The organism is Myroides oncorhynchi (assembly GCF_020905415.1).
Taxonomy (GTDB): domain Bacteria; phylum Bacteroidota; class Bacteroidia; order Flavobacteriales; family Flavobacteriaceae; genus Flavobacterium; species Flavobacterium oncorhynchi_A.
Genome location: NZ_JAJJMP010000001.1, coordinates 3,892,925 through 3,915,663 on the forward strand (window position 1 = coordinate 3,892,925; position 22,739 = coordinate 3,915,663).

22 protein-coding genes are annotated in these 22,739 nt (G+C 33.3%); 14 read left to right on the forward strand and 8 right to left on the reverse strand.

Features of this window, described 5'->3' with window-relative positions:
* Positions 1–102: 102 nt before the first annotated feature.
* The 3 genes from LNQ81_RS16935 to LNQ81_RS16945 all read left to right on the forward strand — a co-directional run bounded on the left by LNQ81_RS16935 (position 103) and on the right by LNQ81_RS16945 (position 2,706).
* Complete coding sequence (locus tag LNQ81_RS16935; protein WP_229948802.1) at positions 103–909, forward strand: hypothetical protein; 807 nt, start codon at positions 103–105, stop codon at positions 907–909.
* Positions 910–1,135: 226 nt separating this feature from the next.
* Entirely contained in the window at positions 1,136–1,966 is an 831-nt protein-coding gene (locus tag LNQ81_RS16940; RefSeq protein WP_229948804.1) for an META domain-containing protein, read from the forward strand.
* A gap of 197 nt (positions 1,967–2,163) precedes the next feature.
* Complete coding sequence (locus LNQ81_RS16945; protein WP_229948806.1) at positions 2,164–2,706, forward strand: NADPH-dependent FMN reductase; 543 nt, start codon at positions 2,164–2,166, stop codon at positions 2,704–2,706.
* Between the two features lie 1,171 nt (positions 2,707–3,877).
* Here LNQ81_RS16945 and LNQ81_RS16950 read toward each other — a convergent pair.
* The gene (locus LNQ81_RS16950) at positions 3,878–5,800 is read right to left on the reverse strand and encodes an OmpA family protein (protein ID WP_229948809.1); all 1,923 of its coding nucleotides are present in this window, start codon (positions 5,798–5,800) and stop codon (positions 3,878–3,880) included.
* Between the two features lie 142 nt (positions 5,801–5,942).
* Here LNQ81_RS16950 and LNQ81_RS16955 point away from each other — a divergent pair, with 142 nt between their 5' ends.
* The gene (locus LNQ81_RS16955) at positions 5,943–6,527 is read left to right on the forward strand and encodes an O-methyltransferase (protein WP_229948812.1); all 585 of its coding nucleotides are present in this window, start codon (positions 5,943–5,945) and stop codon (positions 6,525–6,527) included.
* 46 nt (positions 6,528–6,573) lie between these two features.
* Here the strand turns inward: LNQ81_RS16955 and LNQ81_RS16960 are convergent, their stop codons facing one another.
* The gene (locus tag LNQ81_RS16960; protein WP_229948813.1) at positions 6,574–7,419 is read right to left on the reverse strand and encodes a prephenate dehydratase; all 846 of its coding nucleotides are present in this window, start codon (positions 7,417–7,419) and stop codon (positions 6,574–6,576) included.
* Positions 7,420–7,552: 133 nt separating this feature from the next.
* On the opposite strand from LNQ81_RS16960, the gene LNQ81_RS16965 reads away from it, so the two are divergent.
* From LNQ81_RS16965 to LNQ81_RS16980, 4 genes are all read left to right on the forward strand, one after another.
* Positions 7,553–8,002 carry a GNAT family N-acetyltransferase gene (locus LNQ81_RS16965; RefSeq protein WP_229948815.1) on the forward strand — a complete coding sequence of 150 codons (450 nt, stop codon included), beginning with the start codon at positions 7,553–7,555 and terminating at the stop codon, positions 8,000–8,002.
* Positions 8,003–8,100: 98 nt separating this feature from the next.
* Positions 8,101–8,694 carry a glutathione peroxidase gene (locus LNQ81_RS16970; protein ID WP_229948817.1) on the forward strand — a complete coding sequence of 198 codons (594 nt, stop codon included), beginning with the start codon at positions 8,101–8,103 and terminating at the stop codon, positions 8,692–8,694.
* A gap of 92 nt (positions 8,695–8,786) precedes the next feature.
* Positions 8,787–10,442, forward strand: a complete 1,656-nt coding sequence (gene menD, locus LNQ81_RS16975; protein WP_229948819.1) for a 2-succinyl-5-enolpyruvyl-6-hydroxy-3-cyclohexene-1-carboxylic-acid synthase — start codon at positions 8,787–8,789, stop codon at positions 10,440–10,442.
* 67 nt (positions 10,443–10,509) lie between these two features.
* Positions 10,510–10,854, forward strand: a complete 345-nt coding sequence (locus LNQ81_RS16980) for a DUF2853 family protein (RefSeq protein WP_229948821.1) — start codon at positions 10,510–10,512, stop codon at positions 10,852–10,854.
* Positions 10,855–10,962: 108 nt separating this feature from the next.
* Here LNQ81_RS16980 and LNQ81_RS16985 read toward each other — a convergent pair whose 3' ends face one another.
* From LNQ81_RS16985 to LNQ81_RS16995, 3 genes are all read right to left on the reverse strand, one after another.
* Positions 10,963–12,312, reverse strand: a complete 1,350-nt coding sequence (locus LNQ81_RS16985) for an amidohydrolase (RefSeq protein WP_229948822.1) — start codon at positions 12,310–12,312, stop codon at positions 10,963–10,965.
* 33 nt (positions 12,313–12,345) lie between these two features.
* Positions 12,346–13,056: an ankyrin repeat domain-containing protein gene (locus LNQ81_RS16990; RefSeq protein ID WP_229948824.1), complete on the reverse strand. Its 711-nt coding sequence runs from the start codon at positions 13,054–13,056 to the stop codon at positions 12,346–12,348.
* Between the two features lie 87 nt (positions 13,057–13,143).
* Positions 13,144–14,016 (reverse strand): helix-turn-helix domain-containing protein, encoded by an 873-nt coding sequence (locus LNQ81_RS16995; RefSeq protein WP_229948825.1) that lies wholly within the window; start codon positions 14,014–14,016, stop codon positions 13,144–13,146.
* Between the two features lie 667 nt (positions 14,017–14,683).
* Between LNQ81_RS16995 and LNQ81_RS17000 the strand changes: the two genes are divergently transcribed.
* Positions 14,684–15,535, forward strand: coding sequence for an EamA family transporter (locus tag LNQ81_RS17000; RefSeq protein ID WP_229948827.1), 852 nt, complete (start codon positions 14,684–14,686; stop codon positions 15,533–15,535).
* 379 nt (positions 15,536–15,914) lie between these two features.
* Positions 15,915–16,433: a DUF6266 family protein gene (locus LNQ81_RS17005; RefSeq protein ID WP_336245925.1), complete on the forward strand. Its 519-nt coding sequence runs from the start codon at positions 15,915–15,917 to the stop codon at positions 16,431–16,433.
* Positions 16,434–16,608: 175 nt separating this feature from the next.
* On the opposite strand, the gene bshA is transcribed toward LNQ81_RS17005, so the two are convergent.
* A complete protein-coding gene (gene bshA / locus LNQ81_RS17010; RefSeq protein ID WP_229948831.1) occupies positions 16,609–17,736 on the reverse strand; it encodes an N-acetyl-alpha-D-glucosaminyl L-malate synthase BshA in 1,128 nt (375 codons plus the stop codon).
* Between the two features lie 143 nt (positions 17,737–17,879).
* Here bshA and LNQ81_RS17015 point away from each other — a divergent pair, with 143 nt between their 5' ends.
* Entirely contained in the window at positions 17,880–18,524 is a 645-nt protein-coding gene (locus LNQ81_RS17015; protein ID WP_229948833.1) for a suppressor of fused domain protein, read from the forward strand.
* A gap of 113 nt (positions 18,525–18,637) precedes the next feature.
* Positions 18,638–19,147, forward strand: a complete 510-nt coding sequence (locus LNQ81_RS17020) for a DinB family protein (protein ID WP_229948834.1) — start codon at positions 18,638–18,640, stop codon at positions 19,145–19,147.
* 300 nt (positions 19,148–19,447) lie between these two features.
* Here the strand turns inward: LNQ81_RS17020 and LNQ81_RS17025 are convergent, their stop codons facing one another.
* Together LNQ81_RS17025 and LNQ81_RS17030 are read right to left on the reverse strand one after the other, a co-directional pair.
* Positions 19,448–19,840, reverse strand: a complete 393-nt coding sequence (locus LNQ81_RS17025; protein WP_229948835.1) for a hypothetical protein — start codon at positions 19,838–19,840, stop codon at positions 19,448–19,450.
* Between the two features lie 5 nt (positions 19,841–19,845).
* Positions 19,846–21,216, reverse strand: coding sequence for an MFS transporter (locus tag LNQ81_RS17030; protein ID WP_229948836.1), 1,371 nt, complete (start codon positions 21,214–21,216; stop codon positions 19,846–19,848).
* Positions 21,217–21,297: 81 nt separating this feature from the next.
* Here LNQ81_RS17030 and LNQ81_RS17035 point away from each other — a divergent pair, with 81 nt between their 5' ends.
* Together LNQ81_RS17035 and LNQ81_RS17040 are read left to right on the forward strand one after the other, a co-directional pair.
* The gene (locus tag LNQ81_RS17035) at positions 21,298–22,152 is read left to right on the forward strand and encodes an AraC family transcriptional regulator (RefSeq protein WP_229948837.1); all 855 of its coding nucleotides are present in this window, start codon (positions 21,298–21,300) and stop codon (positions 22,150–22,152) included.
* 124 nt (positions 22,153–22,276) lie between these two features.
* Complete coding sequence (locus LNQ81_RS17040; RefSeq protein WP_229948838.1) at positions 22,277–22,669, forward strand: RidA family protein; 393 nt, start codon at positions 22,277–22,279, stop codon at positions 22,667–22,669.
* The last annotated feature ends 70 nt before the right edge of the window (positions 22,670–22,739 follow it).

Sequence of the window (22,739 nt, forward strand, 5' to 3'; positions counted from 1 at the left end):
TCCAATTTATTGAGCATATATCTTCTGAAATTTTACGCCTTCACTCCTTACATTCGAAATCATAGTGCTATCTTTGACTAAAGGTTTAAAACTAAATAGCTCATGTTCAGGTCTAATCTATTACTCATCATCACAATATTACTTTCTTTATCAGCCAATGCTCAACATGTAGATGAACCTCTTTCATTAAACAATATAGAGATTCAGAAACAGCAATGGGTATTACAAAATAAAGAGAAGAACTTAACCCTGCAATGGACTACGTCAGCATTAGAAATATCTTTAGTAAACAAAGCAATTAATCTAAATCAACAAAAGACAATCTATGCTAGAATACCTATTAATAAGGTGCATGAAGAGGCAGACGAATATGTAGTACTCACAGGTAAAGTCGAGTTCGTCCCTACCCTAATCAAAATCGAATGGTCTGAAGATGATTTAGAATTCTTTCGCTTATTAGAAGATAGTGCTATCACACTTAATGGAAAAGAAGATATATTAGAAATAACGAAAGGAATAGAAACTAAATACAAATTTTACAGTCTGCCTTTTGACCGTATGTGTAAATTTGTTACTCGTTTTGATTGGAATTTAATAGCTCTTAATAGAGATTCTGACAAACTTCCTAAAATGATTACTTCTTTTGATTTTGAAAACAATGTAATGAAAGGTACTATTGACACTGTTCCTTTTGAAGTAAAGTTTGATGTTTACTATAATCAAGAGATATTTTCGTTCCAAAGTTTTGAATTAGTTCATGCTAAAAAGAATAAAGCAAGTCGCAAAGTCAAAGAAAAGTTTGGAAAATACTTTACATCTAAAATCTACCGATATGATATAGCTGAGCAAACACTAAACTTTTATAAAGATGATAAGCTAGTCTTGATGTTCGGTTTTGTACTAAAATAGAGGTTGATCTGGATACTCTACCATTTGTTATATTAATATTATCACCTAGTATATTAACTAATTGATAATATATCTATTATAAATTGTGATATTAAATAGGAATTACTATCTTTTCACAATGTTCTACAACTACCCCCAACAATCCATAAACAACTACATATTAGGTGTTTACAGTTGTAATACTAAATGATTATTATTTGAATTTAGAATTATTTTAATATTTATTATGAAAAAATACGCTACTAGTTTATTTCTATGTTTAACAAGCTTAGTAACTTTTGCGCAACAAGGCTCTTCTGAATCCCAAGAAAAACATCCATTAGCACCCGATGGAATATGGAATGTAAGATGGGTATTACAAGATAATAGCACTCCTGGTGTATTGACGCCTACTGATAAGCACATCATGCTTAGTCGTGAATATGGTTCTACTATCACAGGTTATTCAGGATGTAATATATTTGAAATTCCTGTAACTAGAACTTCGATAGATTCTAAGGGAATACACATGACTACACGTTTTGCAGACAAAACAGGAAGAGAATGTTCAACACAAGAAGAGTATGCTGAGAATAAGTTTTTAAAGCGTATAGCTAATGGAACAATTACTTTCAATGAAGGAGAAGGTGTATTATACTTGCTTACTAAAGATAAAGTACAATATGTATTTGCTGATGAAAAATTAGATAAACTAGCCAAAGACATTCGTCGCTATGACTGGAAGCTAGTACAATTAGATGGTTCTAATGAAGGCCCATACAGACAGTGGATTACTTTTGACTTTCACAATTATCTAGTAAAAGGAAATACTGGGTGTACCACATTTGATGTTCCATTCGCTATAGATACTAAAAATAGTACGATCACTCTATTTGATGTTAAACCCGAAGCAACCAAAACATGTGGCAGCAGTAATCAAAATTCAATAAAAGATCATTTTCTTAAATATTTTGATAACTCAACATATCAATTCAAGATAGATGATCAATCGCTTAATATCTATCAAAATGGTAAAATTGTTATGCAATTTGACTTAGCAAAAAAGAATTCTTTATAATATGAAGCCTGTCTATCGACAGGCTTTTTTATTTTATATCATCACACAAACCTTTCCTCAAGCGTCAGAAGTCATATCGCTTTTATTCTAGGGTTAATTATTTTATTTAGCCGTTAAAGAAAGATTAAGTTAGGTAAAGAACCTCTTTATAATCAATAAATGTTCTAAATTAGTACGCTAAATAACAATATAGTTTTATGAAGGCTTTAATTTTTAATGGTTCTTTAGACGAAGAAGCATTCCGTACATCGCGACGTATAGCACAATATTATGCAGATCAATTCATAAATTCTAATATTGAGGTTCGACAGGTTCATTTATCTGATTTTAATATTCCTATTTTTCAAGCTAAGTTAATGGATAATATCCCTACTGATGTTACTGAGTTTGCCAATGCTTTTCGTGAAGCAGATATTATGATTTGGCTAACTCCTTTATATCATGGTAGTTTAACAGGGGTAATGAAGAATGCAATAGATTGGCTAGAGATTACAGCGAAAGACCACCCAGCCTACTTAACAAATAAAGTAGTAGGTTTTACATGTTGGTCTGGTGGTAATCAAGCTATGCAAGGCATCCAGGCTTTAGACAATATAGCAAAAGCATTAAGAGCTTGGTCTCTTCCTTATGCTATCCCAATCAGTAATTCGGATTTATATGAAAACAACGATCTATCTGATATTTATAAAAAGAAAATGTCAATACTGACAGATTTACTTATAGAGAGTCAATCGCGATAAAGAAGAAAGCCTATTTGAGTTTCAAATAGGCTTTCTTCTTTATCTAAATCATACCCAATAATCAATTACATACAATCTATTTAACCCAGAATAAGTGATAGACAGATAAACAAAAGACAATTATACAGATAGGCGGACATTGTGGTTCTATTAATACAAGAGATTTCGAAGTACTTGAATTGACAAAAACATAGTATAATATGGCTATAGAACTAATGAAAAAACTATGAAGTAGAATTGCTTTGTAGTTTTTGGCTAACACTGATTTTAGGTATAAAAGAAAAAGAGAAGCACCTCTGCTTCTCTTTTTCTATAAAACAATTTGAAAAACACCTTATTCAGCCTTTATTAGAAGGCTTCTTTTTTAATTAACACTCAAATAAATGAATACAATAAAACAATCCCTCACTAAACCTAAAAGATGACCTCTTTTTCATAAGCAATAATTTAAAAAGAATTAAGCTTAGGAGGGATTGAAGTTTTTTAAAAGTCTGTCTTATATCAACTTCTTGTTGTTAACTATAACAACGAGGTAATACAAAAACAGATTTTTAATTAGTATAACTAAAGCATCATTAGATATCATCAACTTGGCTATGGTTGGTATTTATAATGACTATGAAAAAATATTATTATAGCTATAATAATAAAACTAAAAACACCTAAAATGAATCTAAGTTATGATGCTATTCATACCAATAATCTTGTTGTTATGTTTTTTGTACACAGCAAATGTAACCATGTTTTTATTCCTTACAAACACATAGAAAAAACGCAGTTATTAACACAATCACTATTTGTGGTTTATTTAAAAAACTATGTTCACCAATCCGAAATAACACTTTTCTAGACATTTCACTTTAAAGATTCAAATAATTATATTAACAACATTTAAACTCTATAATAACTATTTTTATTTAAAAATTTAGCAGTTTAAATAAACTATATTATTAGTATTTCTTATTATACTGATAACTACTACAAATATCTTAATCACTATCAGTGACTTCAATCTATATGATATTTAACTTATAATTAACATAATTATTATAACAAAACATTTTTACATTATAACAATAACGCAATAAAGTACCATATAATAGTCTACTAGAATCAAAAAGGCAGTAAATCGCGTGTGATTTACTGCCTTTTTGATTCTAGTAAGAAATTATTATTTCTGCAAAATAATAAATTCCGAACGTCTATTCTGTGCATCTTCCCATTCTGTACATGGAGCACATTCTACTTTTAATTCTTGAGAGCCATATCCTTGTGACTCTAATCTACTTTCTTCTATACCTTGGGAAACAATATAATCTAAAGTAGCTTTCGCTCTCTCATTAGATAATTTTAAGTTATAAGCAGGACTCCCTTTACTATCCGAATGAGCATTAATTTTAATTCTCATATTCGAATAACGTTTCATAACCTTCACTAATTTATTCAGTTCAGTTTTACTATTTTCTGTAATTTCAGTTTGATTAAACGCAAATTGAATATCCCCTAATTCTATCTTATCTTTTCCTATAACTAATTCTTCTAATGGACGCATCAATACTTCTAATTCTTGAATCCCCTCTTCTGCATTAACTATTACTTCAATAAGTTCATCTAAGTAATCAGGATGAGAAATCTTAATCTTATATTTTTCTTTACATTTTATCTCACCTCTAGCCATACCACTCCTACTAGACACTCCGTGATCTTCTACTTGGCGTCTCGTATTAATAAACTCCACTTTTGCATCTGCGATAGGAGTATTATATCCTTTGCTTTTCAACATTGTTCTAAATTCTACAAAACACAATGGAAATGCTTTGTAAATATCAGTACGCCCTATTCGATCAGAGGAGAATAACCCCATTTCTTTTTCTGGATAGTAGCTAAATGCAAAGTCATTCTTAGCAGTATTAATAGGTTCTCCTAGGTTGATAGGTGTTGCAGTAGGATTATTCATATCTATAACATAAACATCCATAGCTCCATACCCTCCCCATCGATCTGAACTAAAGTAAAGCTTATCATCTGATGCTAAATAAGGATAATCATTACGTGTTCCGGAATTAATAACTGGTCCTAAATTCTCTGGAGTACCAAACTCATCATCTGGCAATATTTCAGTACGCCAAATATCTAATTCCCCAAGACTTCCTTGCATATTAGATGCAAAGTATAAATACTTCCCATCAGCAGAAATAGATGGATTAGTATACATAAACCCAGGTCTAGTAAATCTCAGAGGTTTTATTTTCTTCCACTTATCTTTTTTCTTTTTTGCATAGAATAAACTCATCAGATGATCTCTATTCTTTACATTATCATTTCTTCTAAACTTGCGGTTTCTATAGGCTTCAGAAGCAAAATACATACGTTTACCATCTTTTGAAAGAACAGCTGTACCATCATTAAACCTTCTATTGACACGACTTTTAATACGTGCTACTCCCTTTATAGGTTCATACTTATCTTTAAATTCGGCTGTATAAATATCATAATTAGGTTTACGCTCCCATGTATCTCTTACTTCAAATATTTTACGCATCCATTTCTTCTCTTGTTTTGTCCTATTAGAAACAAAATAAAGTGTATCACCAGGACTTAACCACGCACCATAATCATCATATTCCCTATCGTTTAATCCTGACTCCTGAAACATATAACTTGGATACCTATCCACTAATGCTTTATGCGCATCTGGTTTTGCCAAAAAATCTTTTGCTCTAGAGTCATTAGGAGCTCTAGCCACAAACTGTTTCATTATTTCCTTTGCTACCTCATAACGACCATTCTTTTCCATCACTTTAGCATACTTATAGTAGATATCTGGCTTAAGTGTAGAATCGTTTTGCTGGATAGCCTTCCCATAATACCTAGACGCTTCGATATCAACATTTAATCTATCATAACAATCTGCTAATTGCAAATAGATATAATTAGCCGTACGCTTACCTATTAATAAGCGCTTATACTCTTCTGCTGCTTTTGTATATTCTGTATTTTTATAATACTTATCTGCTCTTTTTAAGCTTGGTTTCTTTTTTGCCTGTAGTGTTAAACTTAAACTACACAACAAAACCATTAAAAAAATCCTCATATTACTCTATTATATAGACGAATAGATATAAATATACGCTATTCCAACTATTTATTATTCAAAAATACTATTTTAATTACTCATTATACTAACGCTTTTTATGTAAATTAGTTGTTCTAATTCAAGAAAAATACTAAAAACTATGAATCCCCAACTTAAAAAGGCTTTCCTTGACCTATATGATACTTTTAAAAAAGAAGATGCTCTAAAAACAGACAGATTAGATAAATGGCGTAATATAGAGCCCGAGTCTGCTGAGTTTTTATCTCTAATTATCAAAACTAAAAATGCCAAGAGAGTATTAGAGTTAGGCACTTCTAATGGTTTCTCTACATTATGGTTAGCAGAAGCAATCTCCCATTTAGAGGGTGAAGTAATCTCTATAGATATTGAAAGAGAAAGGACAAATAAGGCTTTCGATAATCTAAAGCAATTTGACTTGCAGTCTTATGTTGAGTTATTGACTTATGATGCTGGGCAATACTTGGCTGATACTAATCTTGACTTTGATCTTATCTTATTAGATGCAGAGAGAAGCTACTACACCCAATATTGGAAGGACTTAGAACGCCTTCTTCTTCAAACAGAACACAGCTTATTAGTGGTTGACAATGTAATTTCTCACGAGACTGAAGTAGAAGAGTTTATCGCTTTGATAAATGATAGTAAGTTCAAAAAAGTTATCCTTCCTATTGGAGCAGGATTATTATTAGTTTCAAAAGAGTAAATGATCTTAATGATAAAAGAGAGGACTTGCTTAAGTCCTCTCTTTTCTATTCTTGATCAGGGATAATTAATCTATCCTGTTTATACTCACCTAGAACTTTAAGATATCTAGTTGCTTTAGCTACTTCCTCTAATGCTTTGTAATACAAATCATAATCTTGATTTACAAGAACAACACCTACGTGGAATGAATACTGAAACACACTTCCTGATAGAGGTACAGACTGTATCTTACTCAAATTCAAATCATGTGACGCTAATATTTCCAATACTCTGTTTAAACTTCCTTTTTGATGATCAGTATAAAAATACAGTGAAGCTTTATTAAATCCCTCTACTTTCTTAGGTTTTTTACTTAACAAGAAAAATCGTGTATAGTTGTCATACACATCGTGAATATTCTCTGCCAATACTTCCAAATTATACATCTTCGCCGCTAAAGCAGATCCAATAGAAGCTACACCTGCATGTTGTTTCTCTTGAATATTACGAGCACATGTGGCTGTATCATCCATCGCTAGACGCTTCCAGTCTGTATACTGATCTAAAAAATTCTCACACTGCAATAGTGCCATCGGGTGAGTGCGCACTTCTGTAATATCCTCTAAAGTCTGTCCCTTTAAAGCTAACAAGTGATGCTTAATCGGCAATGCTATCTCTCCCCAGATATATAAATCATTCTTAGTTAAAAGTGAATAATTAGGTAATATAGATCCTGCTATAGAGTTCTCTATAGCCATCATACCATAATCCGCTTCTTTACTAACAACCTGTTTGACTAATGAATTAAATGTAGGACTATCTACAATCTCTACTTGCTCCGGATTAAAGAACTTATCTACCGCCTCATGGTGGAAAGACCCTTTAATCCCCTGAATGACAACTGATTTCATATATTATAATTTATTGGCTTAGTTTTCCCACACAAGGAAACAATCAAAGTTATAAGTTTATTGCTATAAATAGAGTTTTAAACACTCCATTTTTTTAAGTTTTCTTATTTTTATACCCTAATTACTTTAATATATGCATTTTACTATTAGGCCATATCAATCGACTGACAAGCAAGAGTTGCTAAATATTCTTCAACTCAATGTACCTACTTATTTTGCACAAGAAGAAGTAAATGACCTAGCTGAATATCTTGACAATCACCTAGACCTATACTTCGTCGCTTTAGACAATAACAAAATAATTGGAGCAGCTGGTATAAATAGAAACGTAGAAGCAGAATCGGCAGCTCTTAGTTGGGGGTTCTTATCTCCCAATTATCACAGAAAGGGAGCTGGTTCTCTACTTTTAAAGCATAGACTAAATATTCTCAGTCAAGACACTAGAATAAAGACAATACAAGTTAGAACCTCTCAAGTAGTTTACAAATTCTTTGAACAACACAACTTCCGTTTAATAGAAGTTCAAAAAGATTATTGGGCTCCTGGACTTGACATGTATATTATGCGCTATAATGTCCAATAGTATCGACTAACTATTTAATAATACAAATTAAGCGTTAAAACCTACAAGGTTTTAAAAATCGTTTTGTACATTCACATCAATTTAAAACTCACGCAATTATGAAAAAGTTATTAGCTATTGCTACTATATTAGCCATCACTCCTACTTTCGCACACACATACCTTACTAATTATAACACCAAAACAACTATTATGACACAAACCCCAAAAGATAAAAAGAGTATTTACCAGTTTAAAGTCACTGATCTCAATGGAGAGGAATTTGATTTTTCTTCTCTAAAAGGAAAGAAAATAATGATTGTAAATACAGCTTCTGAATGTGGATTAACCCCTCAATACAAACAACTTCAGAATATGTATAACGAGTTCGGAGGAGATAATTTTGTTATTATAGGTTTTCCTGCTAACAACTTTGGTTCTCAAGAGCCTGGAAGTAATGAAGAAATTGCTACCTTCTGTGAACAAAACTATGGAGTTTCTTTTCCTATGATGAGTAAGATATCTGTAAAAGGCAAAGATATTGCTCCTATCTACGACTTCTTAACTAAAAAATCAAAGAACGGATTAGAAGACAGTGAAGTTCAATGGAACTTCCAAAAATATCTAATTAATGAAGAAGGACATTTAGTCAAAGTAATTAATCCTAGAACGCTACCTGATGATCCAGAAATCAAAGCATGGGTGAAAGGATAATCACTACCTACAAATTATTAAGTGAATTTTAAATGTACACTTTACTTAATGCAAAGTGTTTGTTCGTATCTTTGGGTTTTACCTATTAAATTATGAACTACCCACAAATAGAACTAGCACAAAGTATTATTGAAATTTGTAAGGCAAAGAATATTCAACATATAATCATATCACCAGGATCACGTAACGCACCATTAACTATAGGGTTCGTTAGTGATCCTTTTTTTACATGTTATAGTCTTGCTGATGAGCGATGCGCTGCTTTTTTCGGCATGGGGATAGCCCAACAAAAAGAGTTCCCTATTGCCTTGGTATGTACATCTGGATCTGCTCTTCTAAACTATTATCCTGCTGTAGCAGAGGCTTTCTATAGCCAAATACCAATGATTATTATTTCAGCTGACAGACCTACTTCTAAGATAGATATCGGAGATGGTCAGACAATCAGACAGCGAAATGTATATGAAAATCATATTATATACAATGCTAACCTATTAGATGAAGCCAGTCAAGAAAATGATATTTTAATCAATACAGCTATTAATACAGCTATTGTTCAGAAGGGACCTGTACATATTAATGCACCTTTTGAAGAACCTCTATACAACACAATAGAAGAACTTACTGTATCTCCATCCATTGTGGATATTGAAAATATTCCTCTTCAATTTACAGAATATGACCAATATATAGAAGATTACAAAGCAGCGTCTAAAAAACTTATTCTAGTAGGTGTAAATACACCTAATATCATAAGTAATACGATAATAGAATGGCTAGCAAATGATCCTTCTGTAATTGTAATGACTGAGACAACTTCTAATTTACATCACCCTGCTTTTATAGAACATATTGACCGAATAATTACTACATTCTCTGAAGAAGAATTTATTACCCTCCAACCCGATATTCTAATTACTTTTGGAGGAATGGTCGTTAGTAAGCGAATCAAAGCGTTCTTGCGTAAGTATAAACCTACTCAGCATTGGCATATCGATACCTTAAGACATTATAATACATATAATGCTCTAAATAAAGCAATATTTGATACACCTGAAAACTTCTTTCAGATGCTAAAAGAAAATGTTAAGCATTACCCTGATGCTAACTACCAAAAATGGATACAAGCAATAGCTACAACAAGACAAGAAAAGCATACAGCTTATTTGCAAACTATTCCATTTAGTGACTTAAAAGTATTTGATATCCTCTTTAAACAACTTCCTACTGATACCCAATTACAAATTAGCAATAGCTCTGCTATTCGCTATGCTCAATTAATCAAAATAAATGCTTCAAATGATGTGTTTTGCAACAGAGGAACTAGTGGAATAGACGGAAGTACTTCTACTGCGATTGGTGCTGCTGTAGCCACTAAACGACCTACACTATTGGTCACAGGGGACATTAGTTTCTTATATGACAGCAATGGTCTGTGGAATAATTATATCCCAAAAGACTTTAAAATACTCTTATTAAACAATCGTGGTGGTGGAATCTTTAGAATACTACCAGGACATAGAGAAACTCCTGTCTTCAATACATACTTTGAAACAAGTCACCAACTAACAGCAGAGCATTTAGCCACCATGTATAAGTTTAAATATTTAACAGCTAAAAATGAAGAGGAGTTAACAAAAGCATGTACTACATTATTTAAATATAATGATGGTCCATGTATATTAGAAGTTTTTACTCCAACTGAGGTTAACAATACTGTTCTAAGTACATATTTTCGCAATATGTAATTTTATACAATATTAATGCTTGCGTATTGAAATTTTATGTACCTTGTACTCAATAAAAAAGAAAATTATGAGTAAAAGAGACGAATTAATTCAAAAGTACGCTACTGATTTAAAAGAAAAGTGTGGTGTAACAGCTAATATGGATTTATTAACTGCTGTAACGATCGGATGTGGACCATCTATCTATAACCAAGACTCATCTACTGTAGCAGGTTCTTCAGAATCTGAATTAGCTACAGTTAAAAACAACTTTTTAATTAAAAAGTTAGGTCTTAAGGACAGTCCTGAATTAGACAAAGGTATTCAAGCTGTAATGGACAAATATGGTCAATCTAACAGAAATAAATACAGAGCAGTAGTTTATTATCTATTAACTGTTCACTTTAAAAAAGAAAGTGTTTACAAGAAATAATATAACGTAAATATATTAATGTACTGTAAGAGGAGTTGTTTTAAAAGCAACTCCTTTTTTTGTTATTCTATAAGATGGTTAAGTTGTGGTTTGAGAACCGAAAAAAAACTAAACAGTTCCTCTAGTATAAACTTTATTCCCTTTATAGAATGTTGCCTCTCTGTCAGGTGTACGAGCTACTGCTTCTGCAGAGCAACTTGCTTTTACTAAAACAAAATTAGCAGAATCACCTACCTTAGGCCATTGGCGTTCCCCTTTATCGCTTAAAGGAAGTATTTGATCTTTTGTTGCTATCTGTAATGCTCTACTTAATCTAAACTCATCAGTCCATCCATAAAGTTCTGCACAATATTTTGCTTTTTCTATCATATCACAAGATCCAAAAGGCTGCCAATGATCAATAATACTATCTGTACCTGTCATTACACTTACTTTGTGATTATAAAATGTAGGGATAGGCATCATAGAACGCCCAATAGGTACACTAGATATTATACCTATTTTAGTAGATCTCATTTGTTCTGATAGGGACTCTAACTCTTTAGCGTCTATTTGACCAAGTGCAAACCCATGACTGATATAAGTACGTCCCTGAAGGGCTTTGTTTGCTTCTACGTGCTTTAAAATATGTTTTATTGCAGGAATACCTGTCTTTGCTCCTTCGTGTAAGTGAATATCTATTCCTTTGTTATAATCTAAAGCAATCTGAATCATTGTATCCAAAGACTTCTCCATATTTCCATCTACAGTAGTAGGGTCAAGTCCTCCGATATAGTCCACTCCAAGCTGAGCTGCCTCTCGCAACAATCCTTCACTACCAGAATATAATATACCATGCTGCGGAAAAGCTACTATTTCACTTCCCATAGCATCTTTTTTATTCTCTAGTGCTATTTTTAGATTTTCTAAACTTTTCAATCCACTTATAGGGTCTATATTAGTCTGACACCTTGCAAAATAAGTACCTTGACTATTCATTAAATCAATTGCCAATTCTGCCTTCTCAACAGATTTCTCTAAAAGCTTAGGCAATATTCTACGCTCTAAATCTATCATGTCTTTTACAGATCGACCTGGTTTAGGATCTCCATACCATCGTTCTCCATAAAAAGTCTTATCAATATGAATATGCATATCTCTCAACCCTGGCAACATTAAAAAATTACTTCCTTCTACTTTAGGAATATCGTCATATACTTTAGTACCTGCTAGATTAATAGCAACAATAATACCTTCTACTATATGAATATCACACAATTCTGTAATAGTACGCCATACTTGCCCTTGTTCATTATATTCGAAACCTTTTTCTAATAAAACATTAGTCAATACAAATGAAGTACCATCTATATCTAGAAAAGTATTAGTACTTGCCTTTGTAGAAGAGCCAACTGAAGGTATAAATAATCCACCAGCAGCAGCGGCTGTTAAGCCAAGAAATTGCTTTCTATTTATCATATTGAGTTCTTATTGGTTGATTCACTGCTCATTTTATTTTCCACCAGCAGTCTTAAGTAGTTTAACTATACTGGTATAATTTCTTTGCTGAGCATGTTGCAGAGGAGTTATTCCATCTGCATCAGGTATATTTACGTTCACTCCTCCTTTGATAAGTTCATCTACGATTTGGATGTGTACAGCTCCACCATTGCTAAGTACAATAGCCTCTATTAACGCTGTCCATCCTAATCTATTGATATGATCAATGGGATAATCAGGATAATTAACAAGTAACTTAACTACCTCTACATGACCTTTTTCTGCTGCAGGTATAAGAGCACTACCATTATAACGATTAAATACGCTAAAATTTGCACCATTTTCTAAAGACAACTGTACTATTTCTAAATTACCTTCAGCACCAGCATACAAAAAAGGACTGTTTAACACTTTATCTTGTGCATTGACATCTGCTCCAGACTCTATTAGTATTTTACCAATAGCATTGCGTTCCAAATACACCGCATACATTAAAGGTGTTTCCCCCTTCTCGTTGCGCTGCTCGATATCAACCTCACTTTCTATAAGCTGTTTAACAGCAGTAAGATTATTATTCTTAATTGCGGTAAATAAAGATACTTCCTTCATATCTACTACTTCATCTGAGTGATTTAAACTTTCATCTGACGTGTTACAAGCCATAGCCACACCTCCAATAAAGCCTATAAAAAATAGTATAGCTATTCTTCTTATCATTTTCATATTTCTTGGTTTTAATAGGTTAAGTTCATTACTTATAACTACTAACACAAAGATAGAAGTACCGATATGAAGGAAGTTGCAATATAATTATAGATTATTGGATTTTTTATAACTAGACCTAAATTCTCCAGGAGTAACACCTAACTGTTTCTTAAAAAAGTTATTAAAATAACTCGTATCATTAAAAGACAGTGAGAAAGCTATTTCCTTTACCGAGATATTAGTCGTAGTTAATAATCTTTTAGCTTCTAATAAAAGTCTATTTTGGACAAGCGATCCAGCATTAGTTCCTAATACTTTTTTACAAAGTATATTCAGATAATTCGGTGTTATTTTTAATTTCTCTGCATAAAAAGCTACTCCGCTTTGTTCTTTAAAATGTATTTCTAACAACTCTTCGAACTGTACTATATTCTTATCAATACCCTGAGGATTAACTGCACCATGATAGCTTAAGAAGTGTTTATGTAAATGCTTTAATAGCAAGTGAAAAGACAAAAGAGAGATCTCCCTATCTATTATCTGATCTTTACCTAACCTATGCTCTAACTCTTCTAAGTCAGTCTTATATTGTTCAAATGCTTCTTTAGACAAGCGCATTTGATTTGGAGCCCCTAATTGAAAGTAAGCCAATGGGCTGTAAGTAGTGTTTAACGATTGTAGTATAGTAGGAGAAAACATAAGTTGAAAACCAACAGTGTGATTCTCTAATAACCAATAATGTACTTGCTGTGGTCTTAAGAAAAACACTTGATAGTCTACTACTTCTAATCGTTCAAAATCAATATCGTGGTATCCCCCTCCTTTTTCTACAAAAAAGATAAAATAGAAATCGTGTTTATGTGGAGATAATAGATCGTTTCTACCTTTTTCTATATGTTTAAATAAGGTAATATCCGAAGTCTCTTCTCCTAAAATAGTAGAAGTAGACAATGTCTGTATCTTTATATTTGTATTCACTCGTTAGTAAGGTTAATTAGTTTGATTGACATTAATAGGCGCTAAAAATAAGTCAAATCAAGTGTAGAATAAACTATTTTTAGTTAAAACACATAAAACTTCACGCATTGAGAATGTTCTTTGTAAAATATAGAGACTTCATCCCATTTTTTACTTCTAAAAAAGTATATATTTAGTCTAATAGGTTTAATATTCCTTTAAAAAGAAAAGCTCTTTCTAAAAAAGAAAGAGCTTTAACTGTGATATTAATTTAGTAGATGAATTAATTATTCTTACTTAAGAAGGTAATTACTTACTATTTTGCTCTCTCACATCTAATCTATCTTCATTTTCAAATAGTTACTACACAAAAATTTAGTGTTTTTCCTAATTACCGATGCCAAAGAAAACAATTATATATTGAACTACCAAATTAAAAAGTACTTTTTGCTCTAAAATATCTAATCTTAACTATTTATTAGAGTGTTTTTTGCTATGAAATGTCGCTAATATATAAGCTATACATCTTCTAACACCAATCAAATAAGAACCTACCCTTCTATTTGATATTTTTAGAAATTATCATAGCTTTGACGATTAACCTATAAGACAATCAATGTAATTAATATAGCTTCTGTCAAGTACTGAGATATCTGAAATTATATAAAAACACTACCTTAAACTACAAATGAAAAAAAACAAAACAGCGTCTGCAGTTTCTGCTGCCTTAACCTCTATGATGTGTGTGCAAGGAGGAGCATCTGTAGCCAAGCAATTATTTCCAGTAGTAGGTGCTACAGGTACTACTGCACTGCGAATAGGAATATCAGCTATCTTACTTAATATCATCAACAGACCTAAGATCTCTAAATTCTCTAAAAAAGAATGGATGTATTGTGGTTTATTTGGAGGATCGATCGCTTTAATGAATATGATATTTTATCTAGCAATACAGCGTATCCCACTAGGATTAGGAGTTACAATCGAATTTATAGGTCCATTATTTTTAGCCTTATTCTTATCGCGAAAACTATTAGATATTGTATGGGCATTGTTTGCCTGTGCAGGAATATTACTTATCGTACCCTGGCAAACCAATAATGTAGATATTATAGGTCTAGGATTAGCTGCTACAGCAGGGGTATTCTGGGCATGTTATATAGTGATGGGAAGTAAAGTCTCTAAAGAGATGAATACGAATCACGCTGTATCAGTAGGATTAGTTTTTGCTACCCTTATTGTCGTTCCAGTAGCATTATTTAGTGGCGGACTAGAAAACCTAACATGGAGCAGTTTAGGTCTAGGTGTATTAGTTGCAGTTCTATCTAGTGCATTGCCTTTCTCATTAGACCTAATCGCTTTAAAACAATTACCTGCTAAAACCTTTAGTATCTTGACAAGTTTACAGCCTGCTTTTGCAGCGATGTCAGGACTGTTATTCTTAAAGGAACATTTGACTTTCATACAGTGGATATCTATTGCCTGTGTCATCACAGCTAGTGTAGGTTCTACCATTTTTAGTACTAAGAAAGAAGGTTAGTCATAGATATTTTAATAATATCACTATATAAAAAGGTTGTCTTTAATAGACAGCCTTTTTTTGTATAAAAAAACCTTAGATGTTATTCCTAATTTCCCCTTGCCCTTTATAGCCGAGTATATGCATTATCACTGCGGTATTCCTGCTCAGAGGACTTCATTCAGCAAGAAATGGGCAAATAACCTTCTCGAAGTAGGCAACGAATTAACTTTATAGTTCATATTTACTTCCTGTTTACTCTCTTTTACTCCGTTTTACTCCTGTTTACTCCCCTAGTTGTAAAACTGCAATAACCAAAAACATATCTTCCCAACAATTATTAATCATTCAAAATCAATAGATTACAGCTCAAATAAAAGATGGAATTCTTAGTCCACCTATCGAAAAAGTAGGTACTGTAGTAGGAGTACAATGGATAGATAAAAAAATCTTGCGCTCTCTACCAACGTCAAATGGCAAACCTGCATCAGAAAAACAGCTACTACAAAGAGCTAAACTCACTTTAGTATCGCGTTTCTTAAAAACACTAAAACCATTTATTAATAGTCACATTTCCCCTATTCAAGGAAAAAAGAGTATGCCTACAGGGACGGATCAGGCTAGTTCTATATTATTAAAACAAGGTTTAGAGGTCATAGATAATACCCCTTATCTTCTTCTTAATAAGGTAACCGTGGCTTTAGGAATATTACCTGTTACTCACTTTAAAGAGATAAAACTGACAGAGGATAAGCAAGTATATCTACAATGGGAAGACAATAGTCACAATAGCTTAACAAACGCAAATGACCTATTATCTGTTGTCTTTTTTCACAATCAAAAGAATGCATTTCACATCGTTGAAAATATTGGTCAGCGTGAAGACGAACAAGGAATTGTCTCTCTTCCTAAAGATTAGGGGGCTGGTATTGTACATCTTTGGACGGTATGGACGAACTTAGATAAGCCGCTTAATAGTACTAGTATATACCACAGGGCAATTTACCTAGATTAAGAATTGTTATAAATACCCTAAGGAGAGATGATAAAAAAGGGAGCCAATCACTTGACTCCCTTTTACTATTTATAATACTTTACTTCTTCGCAATCGCTGCGTTGTAAATCTCTTCATATAATGGCAATACCTTATCGATACTAAACTTCTTCGCTACTTCACGTGCACGTTGTTTAAACCCACATAATGTATCGTGATCTTTTAATATTTTTAGTGAGTTAGCGACCATATCTTCGACATCCCCTACATCACTTAAATACCCTGAGATACCTGGTTCGTTCACTTCTGGAAGTCCCCCTGTATTACTTGAGATAACAGGTACACCCATCGCCATTGCTTCTAGTGCAGCAAGACCGAAACTCTCTGTCTCAGATGGTAATAAGAACAAGTCAGAATAAGATAAGATATGCTCTATTTCGTTACTGTTGCCAAAGAAGATAATCTTATCATAAATACCTAATTCTAAGGCTTGACGCTCTGCACGCTCTTTCTCAGGACCATCCCCTACTAACATTAGTTTGGCAGGTCTTTCTTTCTGAATACCGTAGAATATAGAGACTACATCTTCTATGCGCTTTACTTTTCTAAAGTTACTGATATGCGTGATAATGACTTCGTCTTTTCCTGCCATTGCACTGCGTTTACATGGAGTATCATCACAGTCCATCTCTTTCACTTCAATAAAGTTAGGAATCACATGTATCTCTTTCTCTGTACCAAACAAACAATGTGTAGACTGCTTTAATGACTCAGATACAGAAGTAACATAGTCTGAATTATTGATACTAAAACTCACAGCTGACTTGTAGTTAGGATGATTCCCTACTAACGTAATATCCGTTCCGTGTAGTGTTGTAATCATTGGCAAGTTGATACCTTGTTCTTTCAACATTTGCTTTGCCATATACCCTGCATAAGCGTGAGGAATAGCATAATGTACGTGAAGTACATCTATCTTAAATAATTTAACCATATCTACTAACTTACTTGACAAGGCAAGTTCATAAGGCTGATAATGGAATAATGGGTACTCGGGTACATTTACTTCGTGATAGTATATATTAGGGTTTAGCAGAGCTAAACGTACAGGTTGACTATAAGTAATAAAATGCACCTCGTGATTTCTTTTTGCTAATTCTAATCCTAATTCAGTGGCTACTACACCACTACCTCCAAAGGTAGGATAGCATACGATGGCTATTTTCATATTGTATATAACTGCTTATTTTGAATTGTTAAATATAATTCTAATATTTCTAACACAAATAATTTTTAACGTTTTGATATATACCGAAAGATGTTGTTTATCATATTTCATTTATATTTGTTTCACACGAAAAATATGGAAAAATGACTGTAGAAGAATACAAACAAAATTATAATGAAGAAGATCCTGTGGGATGGGACGCTATCTCTGATCACTTAGAAAAACTATACGGAGAACAACAGCCTGAGCATTTCGGTAATGCTATTCCTTATTCTTTAGGAGGAGAGAATCCATTAGACGGGCTGAGTGTATATAAAAGCGAGAAACAGACTGACCACTTTCATATTACTACTTTTGGTTTCTCTGATTTGTATTACAACGAAGAAGGAGTAAACAATAATTACAGTGGATATGGTTTTGAGATGACAATGCGTTTAAAGAGGCAAGGTGATGAAAATATCCATTGGGCAATGAACCTAATGAACAACTTAGCGAAATATGTATTCAACTCAGGTAAGTGGTTTGAAGAGTTTCACTTTATTCCGGTTAATGGCCCTATTCGATTAGACTATGATACCGATTTAGTAGCTATCGCTTTTGTAAGAGATCCAGAATTAGGCTCTTTAGATACTCCTAATGGACGTGTTGATTTCTTACAAATGGTGGGAATTACACAGAAAGAATTAGATATCTTATTAGAGAATCCTATGACTACAGAGACAGAAAAGTTAATCGAACAGTTGCGTCAAGATAATCCTTTGTTGATTACAGATCTTGATAGGAAATAGTTTTGGGGGTTGTGATGTCGTGGAGGTGTGATGGTGTGATCACACAGATTGCAAATCTGCGCGAGCGTGATGTTGCAATATATCAACAAAGAAGTAGTTTGTTTAAGCATTATATGAAAAAAAGTGAAATAATTAATATGCCCGAATACTTTGACAAGTACATAAACTTAGTTGAAGACATTGATTTATTTGAAGCATTTGACGCAAGTTTAAAACAACTAGAATCTGTCAATTACTCATTGCTAAACAACATTGGGTTAAAAACATATGCTCCTAATAAATGGACAATTAATGAAGTATTTCAGCATATTGCAGACATAGAAAGAATACTATGTTCTGGTACACTTCAATTCGTAAAAGGTAATGAAAACTATGTAATATCATTCGATGAACAACTTATAGCTAGTCATTCTAAAGCTAACAATAGGTCTTTAGAACAAATTATAAAAGAGCTAATAGTTGTTAGAAAAGCAACTATAGCTCTTTTTAATACATTTGATCAATATGATTTTAGAAAATCAGGTATTAATTGGAAACATAGAATATCTGTAGAAGCAATGGGATTCAATATGATAGGTCATCAGATTCATCATATAAACTTTATCCATTCACATTATTTTTAGTCACACTAACCTGCTGTGAAAAGTCCCTGTGTATGAGGTCTCTCGACTTCATGCAAATACTTGCAAACTATATCACATCCACTTTACCTTATAACTTCGTAAGAATAGGAGGCTTTTAAACGCAAGGCTAAAACCGTGGACTGAAACCATCAAATTATCGATATTCTATTTACCTCAAAGTCAAGAGACTTTGCAGTTTAGTTATATTTAATAGCCCACATTCACTTTATCACTTCGTAAGATTAATAGCCTTTTAAACGCAAGGCTAAAACCGTCAACTGTTAACCATATACCGTTAACCTATAAAACCCAACGCTCTACTAAGTGATACCACATTGCTTTACCATCTTTTAAAGTAAATATAGCAGAAGATTGTCTTTCTGTTCTTACATCATCAGTCTGTTGTATTTCTATATACTCCACTATGATGTGCCCGAAAGTAGCGTATCCTGCTATATCTTTAACCTCTATTTGTCTTGTTGGAAAGATTCCATAAGCAGTGGTTAGCCATTGCGTAAACGTATCATACCCCATACTTTTACCATCGCCATTCGTCATTATAAATGATGGATCAAATGTACTTAATATAGCCTTATATACTGACTCCTTATCTGTAGCAATCCCATTAAACCAAGTCTGTATATTGACGTGAAAGTCGATTACCTGTTGTTTTCCTAATTCTAAATTATTCATATTGTTTATTTTTGTTTATTGATTTGAGCATAAAAACCTATGCTTATTAATTGTACTAATCCTATTACGGATATTGCAATAGCAAATGCTGTAGGGTACCCTACTACTCCGCTTAAACTAAAGAATATTGTCCCTATAATAGCACCTCCTAACACACTCCCTACTTGAATAGTAGTACTCACGATACCTGATGCCTGCCCTACTTGCTCTACTACTATACTACGTATACTCTCTTTCATCATCACAGGCATTAGTATACCATGTCCCAACCCTGCGGATAAAAACATAATGTGCATCATTACATTAGGTTCGCTATACAGACTAAATAGTCCCCCTAAAGTTACAAAAGAGATTAGCAATAACCCCAAACCTAATTTCACCCAAAAGGCAGTTGACTTCTCTATCCTTGCAAATAATACAGGTCCTAAGAAAAACCCAATACCATAAGGCAAGATAGCGATTCCTACAGTTAGCACTTCCCAGCCAAGGTGAGACTGAAGGTAATAAGGATAACAGATAAATAGCCCTGCTGTAAAGTTGTAAAACAAGATAATCGGCAAGTTATAAGCAAAGCTTTTGTTTTGAAACAATGCAATAGATAAGAGTACTGATTTGCTTTGTTTTTCTCTATACTGTTCATACTTGACAAATAAAGTTACCAAGACTAAACTCAAAGCGACAAGTGCGAATATCCACCACGCCCAATCATACGTTCTACCGTAAATAAGTGGCGTAATAAAACAAAGCAATGCACTGATCACAAGGATTACTCCTATATAGTCAAGTTTTTGTTGCTGTACTTGTTCTTTCTCCATATTCGCATAAATACCATATAAACACACAGCTGCTACAGGCACGTTAACCAAGAAGATTATCTCCCAAGTCAACCCCCACAAGTGTATATTTAGTAGCACTCCACCTAATAGCTGTCCTACTATAGCCGCTAAGCCAAATACAGAGCCAAAGACCCCCAATGCCTTCGCTCGTTCTGACTCATCAAAGAGGATGCGGATAGAGGCTAATACTTGTGGTGCAAGTAACGAAGCTCCTACTCCCTGTAAGAAACGAGAAAAGATCAGCCAACCAATCATTGGTGAGAAAGCACACGCTAACGAAGACAATAAGAAGATCCACAGTCCTGTTGTAAACACAGTACGCCTTCCATACATATCACCTAATTTTCCACTGCACACTACTAAGGCAGCATAAGTTAATCCGTAGATAGCGATAACCATCTGTAACTGATTTTCTGTAGCGTGAAACGATGCCTTAATAGCAGGTAGCGCCATATTGACAATAAAGTAATCTAATGGAGATAAAAAAGCTCCAATAACTAAATAGCGGAGTATACCCCATCTATTCTTATATTCGTTCATATATTTATTTTTTATTACTTTGCAAAGTAAACACCCTAAGTACAAATAATCTTGTACTTTAAAAGGTTTTATAAGTATGCTATGGTACGTAAGAATTTGTTTGAACCGATTGTTGTGAAAGAGATTGAGCTTAAAGACGAAGTTTTTGAAGTACAACCTACAGCACAGTTAACGCTTATCTATGTACACGAGGGAAAAGGATCAAGTGTGTATGATACACAGGAAGTCCCTTTTAAAAAGGGGAAGTTGTTTGTGATACCCTTTGATACCAAGTATACGTTTAAGAGCAAGTCTTGTTCCTTACTCCTAATTGAGTGTCCCCCCTCGTTTATAACACAGATCCGCACAGAAGCAGATCGTATAGAGACTTGTGACAACATCAACAAGCTTACGTTTATCACCCATAACTATCACTCAAAGGCAGGATGTGTGTTTAGAGATAAGGCTGATGAGTTATTCGCTTCTACACTGCTACATAGTATAAAAAAAGAATATCAGACTAACACACAAGATTACTTAATCATCAGACAGTGTGTCTCTATCTTACTAAATCTAGTAGCGAGAAACCTCATACAAAGTGATCACAAGCAAGTAGCGGATAACAGCACGGCACAAGATGTAATGAAGATTATTACCTATATACAACAGCATATCGGCGATAAACAATCACTCTCTATTGATGCCTTAGCTACGGCATTTGGGATTTCTAAAAACTATTTTGGAGAATACTTTAAAAAGCAAGTGGGTGTCTCTCTGCAAGATTACATCTTAGACTATAAACTAAAGTTAGTAGAGACAAGGTTAAAATACAGTACTATGCGACTGAAAGAGATAGCGTTCGAACTTGACTTTAATGATGAGAGTCACCTGTCTAAGTTGTTTAAAAAGCACAAGCTGATGACACCTTCGCAGTATAGGGAGAAGTTTAGGGTTTAAGTAATACAGCGGGTCGTCATCAATAGATTGTCAATCATCATATAAATAAGCTAAAATATGTTAGGAAACTCAAATTGAGAAAAGGAAATGTTATTTTCGTCCGCGAAATAATAAACGACAGCAAATGAGTACAAAAATACAACGACTTAACCCTAGTACATTAGCCGCTCCTGTAGGAAGATATTCTCACGTAACAGTAGTACCTAAAGGTGCTAATCTATATACATTCTCTGGTCAGATAGGCACAGATGCTATGGGTAATATCCCTGAAACTTTTAATGCGCAAGTGCAAAATACTTTTATGAATATCATCCAAGTATTAGCTAGTCAAAAGCTACATGCAGAAGATGTAATCAAAGTAAACATCTGGGCAACTAAAGAAATTGATTGGGACTTCTTCTATGAGGTATGGGATAATACATTCGGTACAGAGTATCCATCTATGACGGTAGGTTATATCACTGCATTAGGATTTCCGGAGATTCACTTAGAAATAGAAATATGGGCTGCTAAATAAGCCAATACACAGCCCCTTAATAAATAATTAGAGAGTTGCCAGAGTGCAACTCTTTTTTTATACTAATCAC